19 protein-coding genes, 1 tRNA gene and 1 pseudogene are annotated in these 17,651 nt (G+C 66.0%); 6 read left to right on the forward strand and 15 right to left on the reverse strand.

Annotated features, from left to right (window positions below):
- Positions 1-40: 40 nt before the first annotated feature.
- The 3 genes from F6B93_RS13305 to F6B93_RS13315 all read right to left on the reverse strand — a co-directional run bounded on the left by F6B93_RS13305 (position 41) and on the right by F6B93_RS13315 (position 2,001).
- On the reverse strand, positions 41-793 hold the full coding sequence (locus tag F6B93_RS13305) for a histidine phosphatase family protein (RefSeq protein ID WP_211695525.1): 753 nt from the start codon (positions 791-793) through the stop codon (positions 41-43).
- Entirely contained in the window at positions 790-1,620 is an 831-nt protein-coding gene (locus F6B93_RS13310; protein WP_211699464.1) for an undecaprenyl-diphosphate phosphatase, read from the reverse strand. Before F6B93_RS13310 ends, F6B93_RS13305 begins: the two co-directional genes overlap by 4 nt.
- A gap of 72 nt (positions 1,621-1,692) precedes the next feature.
- Positions 1,693-2,001, reverse strand: a complete 309-nt coding sequence (locus F6B93_RS13315) for a hypothetical protein (protein WP_211695526.1) — start codon at positions 1,999-2,001, stop codon at positions 1,693-1,695.
- Between the two features lie 182 nt (positions 2,002-2,183).
- On the opposite strand from F6B93_RS13315, the gene F6B93_RS13320 reads away from it, so the two are divergent.
- From F6B93_RS13320 to F6B93_RS13330, 3 genes are read left to right on the forward strand one after another with little or no spacing between them, the layout of a single operon-like run.
- Positions 2,184-3,188 (forward strand): YncE family protein, encoded by a 1,005-nt coding sequence (locus F6B93_RS13320; RefSeq protein ID WP_211699465.1) that lies wholly within the window; start codon positions 2,184-2,186, stop codon positions 3,186-3,188.
- Positions 3,189-3,241: 53 nt separating this feature from the next.
- The gene (locus F6B93_RS13325) at positions 3,242-3,460 is read left to right on the forward strand and encodes a DUF5703 family protein (RefSeq protein ID WP_211695527.1); all 219 of its coding nucleotides are present in this window, start codon (positions 3,242-3,244) and stop codon (positions 3,458-3,460) included.
- A 44-nt stretch (positions 3,461-3,504) separates the two neighbouring features.
- Positions 3,505-4,602: a quinone-dependent dihydroorotate dehydrogenase gene (locus F6B93_RS13330; protein WP_211699466.1), complete on the forward strand. Its 1,098-nt coding sequence runs from the start codon at positions 3,505-3,507 to the stop codon at positions 4,600-4,602.
- A 22-nt stretch (positions 4,603-4,624) separates the two neighbouring features.
- On the opposite strand, the gene F6B93_RS13335 is transcribed toward F6B93_RS13330, so the two are convergent.
- Both F6B93_RS13335 and F6B93_RS13340 read right to left on the reverse strand, forming a co-directional pair.
- Positions 4,625-5,155 carry a YbhB/YbcL family Raf kinase inhibitor-like protein gene (locus F6B93_RS13335; protein ID WP_211695528.1) on the reverse strand — a complete coding sequence of 177 codons (531 nt, stop codon included), beginning with the start codon at positions 5,153-5,155 and terminating at the stop codon, positions 4,625-4,627.
- A 60-nt stretch (positions 5,156-5,215) separates the two neighbouring features.
- Positions 5,216-6,592 (reverse strand): M20/M25/M40 family metallo-hydrolase, encoded by a 1,377-nt coding sequence (locus F6B93_RS13340; protein ID WP_211695529.1) that lies wholly within the window; start codon positions 6,590-6,592, stop codon positions 5,216-5,218.
- A gap of 139 nt (positions 6,593-6,731) precedes the next feature.
- Here F6B93_RS13340 and F6B93_RS13345 point away from each other — a divergent pair.
- A tRNA-Leu gene (locus tag F6B93_RS13345) sits at positions 6,732-6,817 on the forward strand.
- A gap of 334 nt (positions 6,818-7,151) precedes the next feature.
- Here the strand turns inward: F6B93_RS13345 and F6B93_RS23760 are convergent.
- The 3 genes from F6B93_RS23760 to F6B93_RS13355 all read right to left on the reverse strand — a co-directional run bounded on the left by F6B93_RS23760 (position 7,152) and on the right by F6B93_RS13355 (position 10,191).
- The gene (locus F6B93_RS23760; RefSeq protein ID WP_425518451.1) at positions 7,152-7,265 is read right to left on the reverse strand and encodes a hypothetical protein; all 114 of its coding nucleotides are present in this window, start codon (positions 7,263-7,265) and stop codon (positions 7,152-7,154) included.
- A 104-nt stretch (positions 7,266-7,369) separates the two neighbouring features.
- Positions 7,370-8,731 carry a PPE family protein gene (locus F6B93_RS13350; RefSeq protein WP_211695530.1) on the reverse strand — a complete coding sequence of 454 codons (1,362 nt, stop codon included), beginning with the start codon at positions 8,729-8,731 and terminating at the stop codon, positions 7,370-7,372.
- Between the two features lie 50 nt (positions 8,732-8,781).
- The gene (locus F6B93_RS13355) at positions 8,782-10,191 is read right to left on the reverse strand and encodes a PPE family protein, SVP subgroup (protein WP_211695531.1); all 1,410 of its coding nucleotides are present in this window, start codon (positions 10,189-10,191) and stop codon (positions 8,782-8,784) included.
- Positions 10,192-10,416: 225 nt separating this feature from the next.
- On the opposite strand from F6B93_RS13355, the pseudogene F6B93_RS13360 reads away from it, so the two are divergent.
- Together F6B93_RS13360 and F6B93_RS13365 are read left to right on the forward strand one after the other, a co-directional pair.
- Positions 10,417-10,759: pseudogene (locus F6B93_RS13360) on the forward strand (type II toxin-antitoxin system Phd/YefM family antitoxin); the annotation flags it as partial.
- Between the two features lie 3 nt (positions 10,760-10,762).
- Entirely contained in the window at positions 10,763-11,197 is a 435-nt protein-coding gene (locus F6B93_RS13365; RefSeq protein ID WP_211695532.1) for a type II toxin-antitoxin system VapC family toxin, read from the forward strand.
- A gap of 64 nt (positions 11,198-11,261) precedes the next feature.
- On the opposite strand, the gene F6B93_RS13370 is transcribed toward F6B93_RS13365, so the two are convergent.
- From F6B93_RS13370 to pgeF, 7 genes are all read right to left on the reverse strand, one after another.
- On the reverse strand, positions 11,262-12,818 hold the full coding sequence (locus tag F6B93_RS13370) for a PPE family protein (protein ID WP_246540744.1): 1,557 nt from the start codon (positions 12,816-12,818) through the stop codon (positions 11,262-11,264).
- Positions 12,819-13,358: 540 nt separating this feature from the next.
- The gene (locus tag F6B93_RS13375) at positions 13,359-13,775 is read right to left on the reverse strand and encodes a hypothetical protein (RefSeq protein ID WP_211695533.1); all 417 of its coding nucleotides are present in this window, start codon (positions 13,773-13,775) and stop codon (positions 13,359-13,361) included.
- Between the two features lie 94 nt (positions 13,776-13,869).
- A complete protein-coding gene (gene wag31, locus F6B93_RS13380; RefSeq protein ID WP_211695534.1) occupies positions 13,870-14,640 on the reverse strand; it encodes a DivIVA-like cell division protein Wag31 in 771 nt (256 codons plus the stop codon).
- Positions 14,641-14,906: 266 nt separating this feature from the next.
- Positions 14,907-15,197 (reverse strand): YggT family protein, encoded by a 291-nt coding sequence (locus F6B93_RS13385; RefSeq protein WP_211695535.1) that lies wholly within the window; start codon positions 15,195-15,197, stop codon positions 14,907-14,909.
- Between the two features lie 167 nt (positions 15,198-15,364).
- Positions 15,365-16,033 (reverse strand): cell division protein SepF, encoded by a 669-nt coding sequence (locus F6B93_RS13390; protein WP_211695536.1) that lies wholly within the window; start codon positions 16,031-16,033, stop codon positions 15,365-15,367.
- Between the two features lie 65 nt (positions 16,034-16,098).
- On the reverse strand, positions 16,099-16,941 hold the full coding sequence (locus F6B93_RS13395; RefSeq protein WP_211695537.1) for a YggS family pyridoxal phosphate enzyme: 843 nt from the start codon (positions 16,939-16,941) through the stop codon (positions 16,099-16,101).
- Positions 16,929-17,636: a peptidoglycan editing factor PgeF gene (pgeF, locus tag F6B93_RS13400; protein ID WP_211695538.1), complete on the reverse strand. Its 708-nt coding sequence runs from the start codon at positions 17,634-17,636 to the stop codon at positions 16,929-16,931. The genes F6B93_RS13395 and pgeF overlap by 13 nt, the downstream gene beginning before the upstream one ends.
- Between the last annotated feature and the right edge of the window lie 15 nt (positions 17,637-17,651).

A 17,651-nucleotide genomic window follows, 5' to 3' on the forward strand; every position in this document is an offset into this window, starting at 1 on the left:
TTCGGTGCATGCGCTTGCCCCGATGGGCGCGCGATCGCGACTAGCCGGTGGACCCCCCGACTGTCGCGTCGGACGACGGCACCGCACCTTTCGGCTCCCCGTGCGAATCTTTGTGGGGCTCGGTCGCCGTCGGAGCCGCTGCCCGCAAACCGGCCGACAACCGCGCACCGGTGTGGTTGAGGTGAAGGACGAACGGCCGCAGCGGGGTATAGCGGACCACGCTGATCGACCCGGGATCGGCGGTGATTCGCTGGAAGCTGTCGAGATGCATGCCGAGCGCGTCAGCGATAACCGCCTTGATGACATCGCCGTGAGTGCAGGCCACCCACAACACGTCGCTGCCCTGCTCTCCCCCATCTTCGCCACCGTATTCATGGGCCAGCTGCCGGTCGCGATCGCGGACGGCAGCCACGGCACGGGCCTGCACCTGCGCAAGACCCTCACCGCCGGGAAACACCGCCGCGCTGGGATGGGCCTGAACCACGCGCCACAGCGGTTCGTTGACCAGATCGCCGATTTTTTGTCCCGTCCAGTCGCCATAGTCGACTTCGGCGAGCCGCTCGTCGATCAGCGGTTCCAGACACAGCGCCGCTGCCAGCGGTTCGACCGTGCGCCGACACCGCAGCATCGGCGAGCAGGCCACCGCTCGGATCGGCAGGTCGCCGACTCGATCGATCAGCCCATCGGCTTGCTCACGTCCCTTGTCGTCGAGGTCGACTCCCTCGGAACGCCCAGCCAACACCCCTGCGGTGTTGGAGGTGGAGCGACCGTGGCGTAACAGGATGACGGTCATGTCGCCGCCACCGTCCCGGTCGCTAGCAGGACCAGAACACAAACGCCGGCAAGCACCCGGTAGCCGACGAACCAGTACATGCTGTGCCGCACCAGAAACCGCAACAGCCAGGCCACTGCGGTCAGACCGATGACGAACGCGATCGCGGTGGCGACCAACAATTGCGGACCGGTGGCGCTCATCCCCTCGGTTACCGGGTGGAAGGCGTCGGGCAACGAGAACAAGCCGGAGGCGAACACCGCTGGTATGGCCAGCAGGAATCCGAATCGAGCCGCCAATGCCCGGTCGAGTCCGAGGAACAGCCCGGCGCTGATGGTCGACCCGGACCGAGACACCCCCGGGATCAAGGCCAGCGTTTGTGCGACACCGACCACCACGGCATCCCGCCAACTCAGCGATTCCATATGACGACTTTGGCGACCCAGGTATTCGGCGAGGGCAATCACCGCGGAAAACGCGACCAGCGCGATCGCCACCACCCACAGATTGCGTACATCGGACCGGATTTCGTCTTTGAAGAATAGGCCCAGGACACAGATCGGGATGGTCCCGATGATCACGTACCAGCCGAGCCGATAGTCGGTGTTCCGATGTGACTTCACCAGCAGTCCGTTCACCCAGGCCCGCAGGATGCGGACTATGTCGCGGGAAAAGTAGACCAAGACGGCAGCCTCGGTGCCCAATTGACTGACCGCGGTGAACGACGCGCCGGCGTCGTCACTAAAGAAGATCCGTGATGTGATCGCCAGGTGACCCGAGGACGACACCGGCAGGAACTCGGTCAACCCCTGCACCACGGCCAAGACGATGACCTGCCACCACGACATCGCCGAAACCGCAGACACGACGACGACCGTACCTGGTATGCGGGGCCGCTCCCGCCAACGACCGGGCGACGACTAGTGCAAGACCGAGTCTGCGCTAGCGACCGAGTCGCGCACTGCCGCAGCGAGGCTGCGCTGGTCGGTCACGTCGATGTCAACCAGGCTGCGGACAGTCCGCGCGACGACATCCTCAGCCTGCGGAACCGGGCCGGCCAGGCGGGGCCGGTAAATCTCGACGACGAGCGACCGATGCTCAATGTGGAAGGCGAAACTCCGCCCATCACCGACTTGTCCGTATCCGCTGGCGCATATTCCCGTCGACATGTCTTCAACAGCAAACTGGTGATCCGTGCCTTCGGTATGCCTGTCAGCGATGACGGTCATGTCCAGACAATACCTCTTCCGACACAGTTTCCGTGGGCAACATGACGAGATTGAGACACGCCGTTGTCATTTTCGTCTTCCTTAGAATGCGAGCTGCATGGTCCGCGTCCGAGAGGTGGCTGTTGCTGTCACTGCATGAACGATCAGTTCGCTGTTGTTTTTTGCATCTGCTGGCTTTGCTGATGCTCGCGACCGCGTGTTCGTCCAACCCGCTGTCGGCCCTCTCTCGTGAGAAACCGCCAACGATCGAGCCCGCGCGGCCAGCCCTGTCACCTCCGGTGTCGCAGGATCCGGCCGGCACGATACGCCCCCTCGACGGGCAACCGCGGGCAGCGCAATTTGACGCCACCACTCGGCAGTTAGTGGTGCTGACCTGGGCAGCAGCTCCAGAAGCGCCCGCCACCGTGACGTTGTTCGGTGCTGACCGCGTTCCGCCGCGTGTCATCGCGGTGCCCGGACCCGCGTCAGCGTTGACATGCGACGGCCGCGGCGCGGCCTTCCTCGCCGGCCGAGGTGGCTACTTCGCGATCGACTTGTCCACCGGCCGAATCGAACGAGTCACCGTCGACGACTCGTCGCAGACCGACTTCACCGCGATCGCCATCCGCGCCGACGGCAAGCTGGTGCTCGGGAGTGCCGATGGCGCCGTCTTCATTCTCACCCGAGACCCGGCCGCCGCAACGGCCACCGTGACCAACTGGAGCGACATCTTCGCGCACGTCGATGCCGTTGCCACACAGGGAAATACGATCGTCGTCCTGGATCGCGGCCAAACGTCGGTGACCGCGCTGGCCGCCGACGGGCATGTCATGCAGGCCCTGCGCGCCGGCGAAGGCGCGACCACCATGGCCGCCGATCCGGCGGGCCGAGTCTTGGTCGCCGACACCCGGGGTGGCCAATTGCTCGTCTACGGCGTCGACCCCCTGATCTTGCGCCAGGCCTACCCGGTACGACAGGCCCCGTATGGGCTGGCCGGATCCCGTGAACTCGCCTGGGTGTCCCAAACTGCGTCGAATACTGTCATTGGTTACGATCTGACCACCGGAATACCCGTGGAGAAGGTGCGCTACCCAACCGTGCAGCAACCAAACTCGCTGGCCTTCGACGAAGAGTCGGACACCCTGTACGTGGTGTCAGGATCCGGGGGTGGGGTCCAGGCTATCGAGGGTGCGGCGGGCACCCGTTGAGCAACCGACCGACACCGCCGCGAAGCCGCCTACCCGCCGGCTGGGACGCCGACATGTCCGACGAGTACGAATGGGCACCCTTGCGTCTACCTCCGGAAGTGACCCGGCTCAGCGCGTCCACGCGTCTATCAATCGAAGCGGAGTACCGTGGCTGGGAACTGACACGGGTTCGGCTCTACACCGATGGAAGTAGGCGGGTGTTGTTGCGCCGCAAGAAATCTCGCTTCGAAAATCCAGACGTGCGCCGGCGCCCAGACCAGCCGGAACTTTGACACCAGCAACAGCGGCGAACGCTCGCCTCGACGACCACCATCGCATGTACGGCCGGCTGCGCCGGTTGCTGTTCCTGGTTCCCGCCGAGCGGGCGCATACGTTAGCGTTCGCGGTGCTGACCCGCGCCACGGCCATCGCGCCGATGCGCCGGTTGCTGCACCGGCTCTTGGGCCCCACGGATCCGGCCCTGGCGAGCACGGTGTTCGGGGTGCGCTTTCCGGCGCCGCTGGGCCTAGCAGCGGGGTTCGACAAGGACGGCGCCGGACTTTCCACGTGGGGCGCGCTGGGTTTCGGCTACGCCGAGATCGGCACCGTCACCGCGCACCGGCAACCTGGAAATCCACCCCCGCGCTTGTTCCGGCTCGCCGCGGATCGCGCCTTGCTGAACCGGATGGGGTTCAACAACAGCGGCGCCGGCGCGCTGGCAGTCCGGCTCGCCCGGCACCGTCCGGAGATACCCATCGGGGTAAACATCGGCAAGACCAAGAAGACGCTGGCCGCCGATGCGGTCGCCGATTACCGGGCAAGCGCTCGACTGGTGGGCCCGCTGGCGTCGTACCTGGTTGTCAATGTCAGCTCCCCGAACACACCAGGACTGCGCGATCTGCAAGCCGTGAACTTGCTGCGGCCAATCCTTTCGGCTGTCCTCGCGGAAACCTCGGAAACAGCGGCCGCCACCCCGGTGCTGGTGAAAATCTCGCCGGATACTTCCGATAGCGACATCGACGACATTGCGGACCTGGCCGTCGAGCTCGGGCTGGCCGGCATCGTGGCCACCAACACCACCGTGTCGCGCGCTGGCCTGGCCACGCCCGGGGTCGATGAGTTGGGTGCTGGGGGCATCTCCGGGCCACCGCTGGCGCCGCGCGCCATCGAGGTGCTACGCCGCCTGTACGACCGGGTCGGTGATCGATTGGCGTTGATCAGCGTGGGCGGCATCGAGACCGCAGAGGATGCCTGGGAACGCATCACAGCGGGCGCCTCGCTGCTGCAGGGCTACACCGGCTTCATCTACGGCGGGGGTCTGTGGGCCACTGACATTCACCGGGGCATTGCCCGCCGACTGCATGATGGCGGGTTCGCCTCGCTGAGCGAAGCGGTCGGGTCGGCAGTTCCCCGAGGGGAGAAACCAGGGGAATAGCGCGTCTTCGCGGGTCAGTCAGCTATGGCTGTTGATAGGTCCCGTGGATGACAGCCCGCGCGAGGGCGTGTTGGAAGAGATTGAACCCGAGAAATGCCGGACTGGCATCCTCACTCAGGTCGAGCCGGTCGACGTCGACCGCGTGAACCGCGACGTAGTACCGGTGGACGCCGTGGCCGGGCGGCGGCGCCGCCCCGATGTAGCGGCGCATACCGGCGTCGTTGACGAGGGTCAGCGCGCCACCGGGGAGCTCGCGTCCGTCCCCGACGCCGGCTGGCAGTTCGGTGACGTCGGCGGGCAGGTTGGCCACCGCCCAGTGCCAGAAACCGGAGAGGGTCGGGGCATCGGGATCGTAGACGGTGACCGCGAAGCTGCGGGTCCCGTCGGGGAATCCCGACCAGCTCAGTTGCGGGCTGACATCCTGACCGCCGGCGCCCATGATCCCGCTGACTTGCGGGGTAGCCAGGGGCTGCCCGGCGGTGATCGACGTGGAAGCCAGGCCGAACGATGGCAGCTGGGGCAGCGCGTCATACGGGTTGGACGGCGATGTCATCCGGAGAGTCCTCTCATGGTCTGTCGTGGTCCTGTCTTGGTCCTGTTGTGTCGTTACCGACTAGCAGTGGGTAAGAAAGTGGGTCAGCACCTCGGTGCCGAACTTGAGCGCATCGATGGGTACCCGCTCATCGACGCCGTGGAACAACGATGCAAAATCCAGTTCCGGCGGCAGCCGCAGGGGGCTGAAGCCAAAACAGCGAATGCCCAAGCGCGCAAAGGCCTTCGCGTCAGTGCCACCGGAAAGCATATAGGGGACCGTGCGGCCATCGGGGTCGACCGCCAACACCGCAGCGTTCATCGCATCGACCAGATCGCCATCGAAGCTCGTCTCATACGGGGATAGTTCGCTGATCCACTCTCGGCTCACGTCGGGGCCGATCAGCTCGTCAATTTCGGCCTCGAATGCCGCCTGGCGACCGGGGAGCACGCGGCAGTCCACCACGGCTTCCGCCGTGGCCGGAACGACGTTCGCTTTGTACCCGGCCTTGAGCATGGTGGGATTGGCGGTATCGCGCAGCACCGCGTTGAGCATGCGGGCCATCGGTCCCAACTTGGCGATGACGCCCTCCAAGTCGGATGAGTCAGTGTCGAACGTGAACCCGGTCTCTTCGCCTACCGCCGCCAAGAACTCGGCAACGGTGTCGGTGATCACGATCGGGAATTGGTGACGGCCCAGGCGCGCAACGGCCTCGGCGACGGCGGTGACCGCGTTGTGGTCGTGCACCATCGAGCCATGTCCTGCGCGTCCCCGCGCGGTCAAGCGCATCCAGAGGATTCCCTTTTCCGCGGTCTCGATCAGGTAGAGCCGGCGGTCGCCTCCGTCGCGGCGCGGAACGGTCAGCGAAAAGCCGCCGACTTCTCCGATAGCCTCAGTCACGCCTTCGAACAGATCCGGCCGATTGGCGACCAGCCAGTGCGAACCCAAGTGGCCACCGTTCTCCTCGTCGGCGAGGAACGCGAACACCAAGTCGCGCGGGGGGACGACTCCTGATCGTCGCAGCTGCCGGGCAACCACGATCATCATGCCCACCATGTCCTTCATGTCGACCGCGCCGCGACCCCAGACGTAACCGTCTTCGATCGCGCCGGAAAACGGGTGCACGCTCCATTCCGCCGGTTCCGCCGGCACCACGTCGAGATGACCGTGAATGAGCAGTGCTCCGCGGGCATGCGTCTGCCCTTTCGGCCCCGCCAGCCGAGCGAATACATTGCCCCGCCCCGGCGCACCGGACTCGACATATTCGGTCTCGTAGCCGACTTCCGCGAGTTGTCCGGCGACCCACCGCGCACACTCAGCCTCGCCTTTGGTGGTTTCCGGTTCACCGGTATTGGTGGTATCGAACCGGATCAACCTGGAGACAACCTCGGCCACATCATCGCTCTGGTCGTCGCTGGGGCCGCTTGAAGGCTGAGTCGCCCCGCTCTCTTGGGTCACAGTCACCTTTCCTACCACTTTCGATGGAGGCCATGCTGCATTGCTCCGACTCGCTGGGCCGGTCTGGATGGTCGCCGAGCCCCGTTGGGCCAGCGCGGGCTAATCCGATAGCCTTAGCTGCCCACCCTTGTGGTGAATTGTCCGAGTGGCGGAATGGCAGACGCGCTAGCTTGAGGTGCTAGTGCCCTACTAATGGGCGTGGGGGTTCAAGTCCCCCCTCGGACACATCCGCGACACGACTCAAGTCGGCCGTCGCCGGTCGCAGATGGGGATCGTAGTCACGGCGCAGACCCCGGCTTGCGTACACCTCTGCGCGTTCCGCCGCGGTTGCCCGACCAAGCGCGGCTAGTAGCCCGCCCAACTCCTCGACCAATCCGCTGACCTGCGTGGCAGACATTGGGGCAGCAACCTTGGCATTCGCCTCGCTGAGCTGGCGTTGCAGGGCGGCGTACCCAGTTCCTGCTGCCGGGTCCGCGTCCTGCCCACGTGGGAGGTCATCCGGATCGGCCAGGGTGGCGATCCATTCGTCGAGTCGCGATGTCACCTCGTCTTCACGGAGCTAGACGGTGCGCGGGTGATCGCTGAGGTCTGCAGGTACAGAACGCGACTTACCCAGCTCACAGCGGTAGAGGATGCGGGTCGTTCGCTTCCCGACGCGGGCGGCGCCCTGCATCCGCCGTCCACATGCGGCGCAGAACAGCAGCCCCCGCAGCGCATACGGCGACGTCGATTCTCTGCTGCAGACGAGACCAGGACCCCGCCGCGCGACCGACTGATCTACTGGCCGAACGAGATGTCGAGCAGGCTCTTCTTCTGCTCGGTGTATTCCTGTTCGCTCAGCAGTCCAGCGGCGCGCTGTGCCGCGATGTCGCGGATCGCGGCTGCGACGCCGGTCATAACGGTCCGCGGCGCGGGCACTACCTCGACGCCGTCGGCCGGTGCGTCCTCGGTGCGACCGGCCAGCCGCGCCGCCCCGGCGTTCTGCGCAGCGTTCGCGGCAGCCGGCGGGTCGGCCATCGCCTGTCCGGCCATCCCGCCAATTCCCATCTGGTTCAAAGTGTTTGCCACACCGAATGCTGCTGCCGGCCGCGCTGCCGCGTTCGCGTTCGACAGCGGTGTGGTCAGTGCGGTTGGGCGTACTTCGGTTGCGGCAGCTTCGGTTTGAGTCCAACTCGGCGGCACCGTCAATCCCCCGATCATGTTCGCGCGCGCGAACGCCGCTGACATCGCCGGCGCAGCAACCCCGCCAGGGGGAAACCCCGCAAGGGGCGCCACAAACGGCTGCACGGGCGCCGGTCCGGTACCTGGCCAAGGCTCTACCCCGTCCCAGCCGCTGAAGGTCTCATCGTCGTCGACACCCGAAACAGCGGTGAGCCCGGCGAAGGGAAAATCCCCGAATGTAGCAGTCACGTCTGCCGGTAAGACCCCGAAAAGGGCCACTACCTCGGTTGGTCCAGTGAATAGGAGCGCGACCAGGATGGCTAGGAGTTCGAACTGGGCCGGTACCGCCAACGCGGACAACACCTGCGGCACAACCGATATGGCTTCTTGCACGGCGCCGGCGAGGGTGCCGATTTGGCTGATCGCGGCGGCTTGGCTGGCCGTCCCGCTCGGGTCGGTGTTCTGGTGGGGAGAGGTAAACGGAGTCAGTACGACCGCGGCTGCTGAAGAAGCTGCGTAGTTGTACATCGCCAGACTGTCCTGCACCCACATCTCGGCGTAGAGCGTCTCGGTGGCCGCGATCGCCGGTGTGTTCTGCCCGAAGAAGTTGGTCGCCACCAGGACCGCCAGCAGGCTGCGGTTGGCGGCGATCTCCGGTGGCGGCACCGTTGATGCGAACGCCGCCTCGTAAGCGGAGGCCGCCGTCCATGCCTGGGCGGCAGTTTCCTCCGCTTGCGCGGCAGTGGCGCTCAGCCATTCCACGTAGGACCCGGCCGCTGCGCTCATCGCCGCGGACGACGGACCCGACCAAACCCCTTCGGTGAGTTCGGACACCGCCGACTGATATCCGCTGGCCGTCCTGTACAGCTCGTCGGCCATGCTGTCCCAGGCCTGCGCAGCGGCCAGCATCGGCCCCACTCCCGGACCGGCATACATTCGAGAGGAGTTAATCTCCGGCGGATAGATCCCGAAATCCATTGCTGCGCACACCCCCTCTCGACGAATGCCGCTGTCGGCAGACAGGCGGTTCAGCGACCGAGCAGGCGGTTCTTCTGCTCGGTGTATTCCTCGTCGGTCAAAATCCCCTCGTCGCGGAGCTTGGTGAATTCACGTAGCTCGGCCGCGACCCCGGTGACCACAGCCCGAGGCCGGTCGTCGGGCACCTCGCCGCTATGGCCGGGTGCCGCATTGTCAGCGTCGGTCGCTGCAGTTCTGGCGCGAGCGGGCGCATCTGCGTTCTTGGCCCCCTTGCCGCCGCCCCGGCCCCCGCCGGTACCAACGGTTCCAGCCATGGCTCGTCCGGCCATTCCCGCCATTGCCATCTGGGCGAGCATCGTGCCCGTGCCGGTTCCCGCCGCCGGTGCGGCGGTGGCCTTCACTGCGGTTTCACTCAGCGCCGGCAGCGTGTACGCGACGGGGCGCACAGCCGGGGTGGCAACGGTCCACGCCGGCGGCACGGATAACGCGCCGACGGTGTTCGCCTCACCCAGACCGGCGGACACCGTCGGCGGCGGCACCGTGCCGGCCCGCAAGTTGAGCAGCGGCGCCGGGAACGGCTTCACCGGCGCCGGTCCAGTGCCCGGATAGGGTTCTATGCCCTCCCAGCCGCTGAGGATCTCGTCGGAGTGAATACCCACCAGGGTGCTGTAGACGGCCACCGGAAGATTCACCACCCCGATCACACCCGCAGGCACGCCGAGACCAAGGGTAGCGATGGCCGCTGATACACCGAGGGTAAGGGCGGACACATCGCCCAGCGCGGCCAGCAGGAGCAATGGGTCCACCACGGCCGCCGCCGGGGCCGCCGCGGTCTGCAGCATGCTGGGCACCGCGGAGAAAACTTGCCCGACCCTGCTCTCCGCGATACCGGCAGCCTCGCCGACGACAGCTGCTTGGTTGGCCAACCCACCCGGATCAGTGGTCTGCGGGGGCGGGTTGAACGGCGTCAGCGACGTCGCCGAGGCCGACGAGGCTGCGTAGCCATACATCGTCGCCGCGTCCTGTGCCCACATCTCTGCGTACTGCGCTTCGGTGGCCGCGATCGCCGGGGCGTTTATTCCGAACACATCGGTCGCGACCAGGGTCATCAGCTGGCTGCGGTTGGCCGCCACCATTGGCGGCGGAACCGTCGCGGAAAACGCGGTCTGGTAGGCAGCGGCCGCGGCCTTGGCCTGCGCGGCGGTTTCTTCGGCCTGCGCGGCGGTGACTCGCAACCACGCCGCATACGACGCGGCCGCAGCGCTCATCGACGCCGACGACGGCCCTAACCAAGGACCAGCGGTCAATGCCGATACCACCGCTTGGTAGGAATTCGCCGCGGAAAGCAGTTCGGCAGCGAGCACACCCCACACCTCGGCCGCGGCCGACAACGATCCCGCCCCGGCGCCGGTATACATGCGGGTCGAGTTGACCTCCGGCGGATAGCTCCCGAATTCCATGGCTCGTTGCTCCTCGACGCACCGTGCGCGGGGTCTCATCGCCGCTCGTGGTTGCTGGCCCCCGACGGCGAAATCACCGACGAGCACACGGTACATCGCGCGAGCTACATCCCGCCCGCCAACGCGGTCAGGTCATAGCCCATACACACATTTGCCTGTACACGCAGTCAGGGCGGCGTCGGGTGCATGGGCATCCGCGGCGACACCGCCAACAATTCAGAGAAGCAGGTCAATCTCTCAGGTCGTCGTTGCCACGCTCAGTAGCGAAATGTACAAATCATGGTTCAGTGAGTGTACAGTTCACCGTGTGGATGTATCCGTGACCGAGTTGCGCGCGCACCTCAGCGAATGGCTCGATCGGGCGCGGGCGGGTAGTGAGGTCGTCATCACCGACCGCGGCATTCCGGTCGCGCGACTCACTGCTCTGGACAGCGCAGACACCGTGGAGCGTCTCACGGCCCAAGGGGTGATTAGCAAGGCCACCGCACAGCGGCCCGTCGCTGCGGGACGGTCCGGGCCGCGACCGCGGCGGCCGGTGTCTGACCGGGTCAGCGACCAGCGGCGCTGACCGGTGCCGCTCGTCTACTTCGACGCCAGCGCCTTCGTCAAACTTCTCACCACCGAGACCGGGAGCTCGCTGGCGTCGGCGCTATGGGACGGCTGCGACGCCGCATTGTCCAGCCGCCTGGCCTACCCCGAAGTCCGCGCCGCACTCGCCGCAGCAGCTCGCAATCACGACCTCACCGAATCCGAGCTCGCCGAAACCGAGCGTGACTGGGAGGACTTCTGGGCCGCCACCCGCCCAGTCGAACTCACCACGACGGTTGAACAGCACGCTGGCCACCTCGCGCGAGCCCATGCCCTACGCGGTGTCGACGCGGTCCATCTGGCCAGCGCGTTGGCAGTCGGCGACCCCGGCCTCATCGTCGCCGTTTGGGACCGGCGCCTACACAACGGAGCCCAAGCCGCCGGGTGCCGAGTCGCACCCGCCCAACTCGACCCCTAGCCTCCCAACCCGTGTCGTAGGTGGCCAAGTCCCCTCGGACACCGAACAGGCCGGGCGTAGCGCATCACCCCAGGCGCTCAAGAGGCTGAACTCCCACGGTATTGCCGGGGCTCTCCTGGTGGTCGGGATCCTGGTCCCAGGTACCCGGCACCATCGGCACCGTGGGGCTGCCGCCGAACTCATCGTCGGACAGCGTGGTCAACCCGGACGCGTGCACCGCGTTGTCGTGGTGTGTCCCGGCAAAGCCCAGCGTCCCAAGGCCGCGGTCCGACGCCGCCACGGTGTCCTGCGGACCGTAGTCGGGCAGGACGCTGATGCCGGAATCCATATCCATGAATTCGTTGCCGTAATCGCGCAGTGCGGCCCGCCGGCGCGCCCGCGCCCGCGCCGGCGCACGGCTCGTCGCGCGCTCGCCGCCCGCCGGAACGGTTGCTGCCGGGGCACTGGCCCGGCCGTGGCCGGCGACCGGCGGCCCGAAGCCGGTTTCGGGGCCGTCGCCGCCGCCCACCAGGTAGCTAAGACTTGCGGTGGTTGTTGGTGGGGCGGGCGCCGGAGGGGCTCCGGCACCGGGGGTGCCCGTAGACACCGGGGCTCCGGCGGGAGTCGCCAGTGTGGGGGTCATGTCGGCCGCAGGCAACGCCAACGGCGCTGCCGACGCAGAGGCGAGTGGCGCTGCTTCGGCCACTGGCACCGCAACGGGCGCGAGCACGCCAAGCCGCACCGTCACGGCACCAAGACCCAGGCTCAGACCGACCGACAGCGCCGACAGGACGGGTCCCAAGGCCGCAAGGGGCGAAAGCCCTACGGAAGAGCCAGCCAACAACAGCGCGGTCGTAATTGGATGGGCGACCAAGAGCGCAAGAGGACCAAGCGAAGGATCAAGAGGAGTCGTGAAATACGAGATGATGGCGCCAAGCAGTGTTCCGATCGGATTGCGCAGGAACGATGAGAAGTCGAACGAGAAGATTTCGTCAAAGAGGTTGTTGAAGAATTGTAGAAGGGCTCGCAGCAGTGTTGCGGGCAGCGAACCGGGGTCGATCGGGGCCACGGTCCCCGGGGGGTCGCTTGCGACACCAGCACCGGGATTCGCGATGAAGGGCGGCGCCGTAGCACGCGGGAGGGATGCCACGGCCGCACCCGCGACAGCCTGATACGCGCCCATGGTGGTGGCAGCCTGCACCCACATCCGCACGTAGTCGGCTTCATTGAGCGCAATCGGAATCGTGTTGATTCCAAAGAAGTTCGTCGCTACCAGCACCCCGTGAACGACGTGGTTGGCCGCCAGTTCGGCCAGCGTCGGCATCGCCGCCAAGGCGGCGGTGTATGCCGCCGCAGCAACCTCGAGCTGAGCCGCGTGGCTGGCGCTATCCGCACTGGCCTGCTGCAACCACCCCAAATACGGCACGTGAGCAGCCGCATAGCGCTCCGCGCTCGAACCGTGCCACGCCCCGGCCGCGACCGCCCCCAAGATCCCGCTGAGTTCGGCTGCGACCGAAGCGTATTCGCTACTCAGCGAGGACCACCCACCCGCGGCCGCCAGCAACGACCCTGGCCCCGGACCAGCGCTCAGCATCGCCGAATGCACTTCCGGCGGCTGTGCCATCCACATTGGCGCCGTCACCGAGAGTCACCCACAACCTGGTGCGGATCTATCCCTACCGACGGCGCGGCACAAACATGTCCGACGCCCGCCCACCGGCTGGGCGCGACCACCGCCGTCCTGGTCGCTGCCGAACCCTCAGGAACACCTCGCAGCGTCATGCGGATGCTCCTTTCCCAGGAACTCCTGGGGTGCTTACCCCTACATCGGCTTCTGCCTAGACGACGCCACCCTTCGATGTGTCCTAGCTCCCGGGCGAATTTGTTAGCCCAACTAGCCTAGGTATCAGTCTGCGCTGAATCGCCGCGTCACGGTGGGCACTGCGAGATAGCTTGACGCGATCTTGATCGTCAACGGCCCTTTCCGCCCCACGCTGAGAGGCTGTGGGACGTGCTCCGAGGGCGGCGTCGAGCCGACTACCGGTTCTCTCCGCGGTCGCAAGGACAGCGGGCGGCGACTGGCCGGACCACGTCACCCCACGATCGTGATTGCGGCGGGACCCCACCCGTGGAGCCCGTTTGCGGCGCCCTCACGGGCCGCTAGCGGTACGCCTACCGGCCACTAAGCCGTGGTGTCCTCGCCACGGGGGTCGGCCGATACCGCCGACTCCTCGGTCGCTTCGTCGGCGGCGTCCTCGGTCGGCCCGGTGGCGGTGTCATCGGCGGCCTGACCGGTCTCCACGTCCGGGTCATCCGCGGCGGCGTCATCTGGGTAGTCGATCGCGGTGTCGTCCTCGGCGTCCAGGTCCGCCCCGCCTACCCCACTTGGCTCATCTGCCGTCTCGTCCCCGGCCAGCTCTTCGGGGGCGTCGACCACGTCCCGCCGGCGGCGTTCGCGCATCGCATCGACGATCAACAGCACCACGCCCAGCACGCTGGCGCCGATGCAAACCCAGGCCACCAGCTCGTTACTGGTCACCACGGCGAACACCAACGCGACGAGCCCAATGAGCGCCAACACGAGCGCAACGATCAGCATCGGTAATCCTCCAGCCGGCTAGCGCGACTGCCAAACCTACCAGGGTCCTTGCTGCCGACCTTGCTAACCCGGCGCGTAGACCGCCGCGAATCGGCTAGTTGTTGCCGCGATTGAATTGGTCGAATCCACCACCATCCGCGCTGGAATCGACCGGGGCCGCCGATCCGCGCTGGCCGAGCTCTTCAAGCTGGGATTCCAGGTAGGTCTTGAGCCGGGTGCGGTATTCGCGTTCGAACGTACGCAGCTGCTCAAGGCGGCCTTCCAGCACTGTGCGCTGCTGGTTGATGGTTCCCATGATCTCGGAATGCTTGCGTTCGGCATCCGCTTGGAGGGCGTCGGCCTTTTCCTGGGCCTGGCGCAACTGGCTCTCGGACCGAGTTTGCGCATCCGAAAGCATCGCGTCGGCGCGCTGTCGAGCCTCGGTCACCGTCGCCTCGGCGGTGTGTCGGGCCTCACTGACAATCTGCTCGGCGTTGGCGCGTGCGTCGGCCAACATCTTGTCCGACTCTGCTTTGGCGGTGCCGGTCAGCCGGTCAGCGGTGTCTTGAGCGAGGGTCAACACCCGAGCTGCCTTCATGGCCTGCTCCTCGGTGGTTCCCCCAGCGGCCGGCTTGGCGGGTTCGGGTTCGTAGACCGGTATCGCCTGGGTGGGCTGAGCAGCCACCGGCACACCAGCGGCCCCGCCAAACTCTTGGTCCAGCTCGGCGATCCGCTGACGCAGATCAGAATTTTCTTCGATCAGGCGCGTCAGCTCGTTCTCCACCAGGTCGAGGAAGGCGTCGACCTCATCCTCGTTGTACCCGCGCTTGCCGATAGGCGGCTTACTGAACGCCACATTGTGGACATCGGCAGGTGTAAGCGGCATTGTTTGTCCCCTCGAGTTCATGGACGGTCGAACGATCTGGAAAGTGTAGAACGGAGCGGCAGCAGTCGCGCAACTGCCGTCCATCCTGTCACACCAGACTCGGCGGTTGCCGATTGGACTATATAAGTAAGGACCAATTTCAAACTTTTCAAACTCTAAGGCCAATAAATCACAATTCTTAGATTTGAAAAATCACGTGCGCCAAACTTGTCGCCAAATCGTGGCCGAACCGTCTCCGAAGACCACTCACGGGGCAGTAATACGGGTCAAGCGGCGGCACCGAAGGCAAGTTGCATGCCGATGAACGCAACCAGCAACAGCACCATGATCGACAGGTCGAAGCGGACCGCTCCGATGGTGAGTTGCGGGATCAGCCGTCGCAACAGCTTCACGGGCGGATCCGTCACCGACATGATGATCTCCAGGATCACCACGGTGACACCGGTGGGACGCCAGTCGCGGCTGAACGACCGGATGAACTCGACGACGACCCGAGCGATGAGCAGCAGCCAGAAAATGAACAGCGCAAACCCAAGGATCTGAAAGAACAGCACCAACGAGAGTCCCGACCTTACTGAAGAGGATGGCGAAAATCAGTCGTCGCCCGCAGGGGCGGCCAACGCCAGCCTACCGATTCGGCCTGAGGGACCAACACGCATCCCATGCGCAGCATGCGGGACGGCCAGCCCGAGGTCGTGCGCGGGCAACCACTACGCAGGAACGCCTATTGGTAAGCGTAGAAACCGGTTTCGGCGATCCGGCGCCGCTCCTCCGGAGACACATCGACGTCAGCGGGCGACAGCAGGAACACCTTGGTCGCGACCTTGTCGAAGGAGCCGCGAAGGGCGAAGGCCAGTCCAGCTGCGAAGTCGACCAGCCGTTTGGCGTCGGCGTTGTCCATCGACACCAGATCCATGATCACGGGGGTGCCATCACGGAACCGCTCGCCGATCGTGCGGGCCTCGCTGTAGTCCTTGGGCCGCAGCGTGGTGATCTTCGACAGAGGATGGCCCTCCTCGAACATCATCGCCATCCGGCGCGGGTCCATCGCCAGCGCCCCCCGAGTTGAGTTGCGCAACCAGGACCCGAACCGCGGCCGGGTCATCTCACCGCGGTCGAACTCGCGGGAACGGAAGCGTGGTTCGTCGGCGTATCCGCCTCGGTATCCAGGCGGCGGATACTCGCTGGGGTCCCCGCGCAAGTCGCCGCGAGGATCACTACGCGGATCGCTGCGCGGGTCGTCGTATTCACGCCCTTCAAATCGCCCGTAATCGTCCTCGAAACGAGGCCGTGAATAGCCACGAGAGGGAGCACGGTCGTCGTAGTACTCGTCGTCGTAGTCCTCCATCGGAGCCATACCGAAGTAGGCCTTGACCTTGTGGAGTGTGCTCATTGCGTAACCCCTTCTAACCCTGGGAGATCTGGTGTCTGTGATGAAGGTGTGACTACAGTGAATATTCACGGTGACCGTAACCGGCGATGACCCATTAGCGCGGTACCGACACGCACACATGTCGAGCCATGTTTGACGGCGGTTTCAAAGTCGTGGGACATCCCGGCGGATATCCCCTGCGCGGCGGGGAACGACCGGACCACCCGGCTGTGCGCCGATTTCAGCAGCTCAAACGCCCTATCCGGGTCCCAGTCCAGCGGCGGAACACCCATCAATCCGACCAACTCAAGGCCGTGTGACCCCGAAACGTGCTCACACACCCGATCAACCGAGTCCGGCGACGAAACGTCAATGCCGCCGCGCGACGCGTCGCCGTCGAGGCTGACTTGAACGTAGACCCGCAACCGATTGCCACGATGGCCGTCGGCCAACGCCGATCCGACAGCCCGATCCAGCGCAGTCACTAGCGGCCCGCTGTCGACCGAGTGAATCGTGTGTGCCCACCGGGCCAGCGACCGGGCCTTGTTTCGCTGGAGCCGGCCCACCATGTGCCAGCGCAGGTCCTGCGAGCCTGCGAGCGACGGGTTCGCCGCTGCCAGCCGTGTGAGTTCGGCCACCTTGGCCGAAGCCTCTTGATCCCGCGATTCCCCAACCGACCTACAGCCCAATCGAGACAAAATCGCCACATCGGTCGCCGGGAACAATTTGGTGATTGGTAGCAGCTCAATTTCGTCGAGAGTGCGGCCCGCCGCGACCGCGGCCGCCGCGAGCCGTGATCGCACCGCGGCCAGGGCGTGAGTCAATTCCGATTCGCGATCGCCCGGGTTGCCCGGGTTGCCGTGGTCTCCCTGGTTGGCCCGGTTTCCGGAGTTCTGTTTCGCTACCACTGTCGCGGTCAATCCATCCATACCAACGACGCCAGACGCCCGGTCGGTGAACCGCGGCGGTGGCTGAACAATGTGGGATCGGCAACCGTGCAGCGGGGATCGACGTCGATGGACTCAACCCCCAAATCGCGCAATTGGCGCGCAATTCCAGCCCGAAGGTCCAGGCCCGGAGTGTCGGTGTGGGTTGTGGTCCGGCTGCCGGGTAACGCCGCCTCGACCTCATCGGCCATCGCGGCAGGCACTTCGTAGTTGCGACCGCTGACAGCGGGGCCCAGCAGCGCCGAAATGTCGGGGGCAACCGCGCCTAGGCCTAGCATCGCGTCCACCGCGCGAACCACCACGCCCCGTTGCGCGCCGACACGACCGGCGTGCACCGCAGCGACCACACCGGCCCGGGCGTCAGCCAGCAACACAGGCACACAGTCGGCGGTCACGACTACCAGGGCGAGCCGGGGAACGGTGGTCACCAAGCCGTCAGTGTCGTCGACCGCAACACCACGCGGCTCGCTAACTACCTCGACCCGATCTCCGTGGACCTGGTTCATCCACACCATCGCGTCGCTGGGCAGCCCGATGGACGCGGCGAGCCGGGCTCGGTTGGCCGCCACCGACGCAGGCTCGTCACCGACATGGTCGGCGAGGTTGAAGGTGTCGAATGGCGGCGCCGACACGCCGCCCTTCCGGGTGGTGATCACCCGGCGGATGCGAACACTCACATCTTCAGTATCCGG

Source organism: Mycobacterium spongiae (assembly GCF_018278905.1).
Lineage (GTDB): Bacteria > Actinomycetota > Actinomycetes > Mycobacteriales > Mycobacteriaceae > Mycobacterium > Mycobacterium spongiae.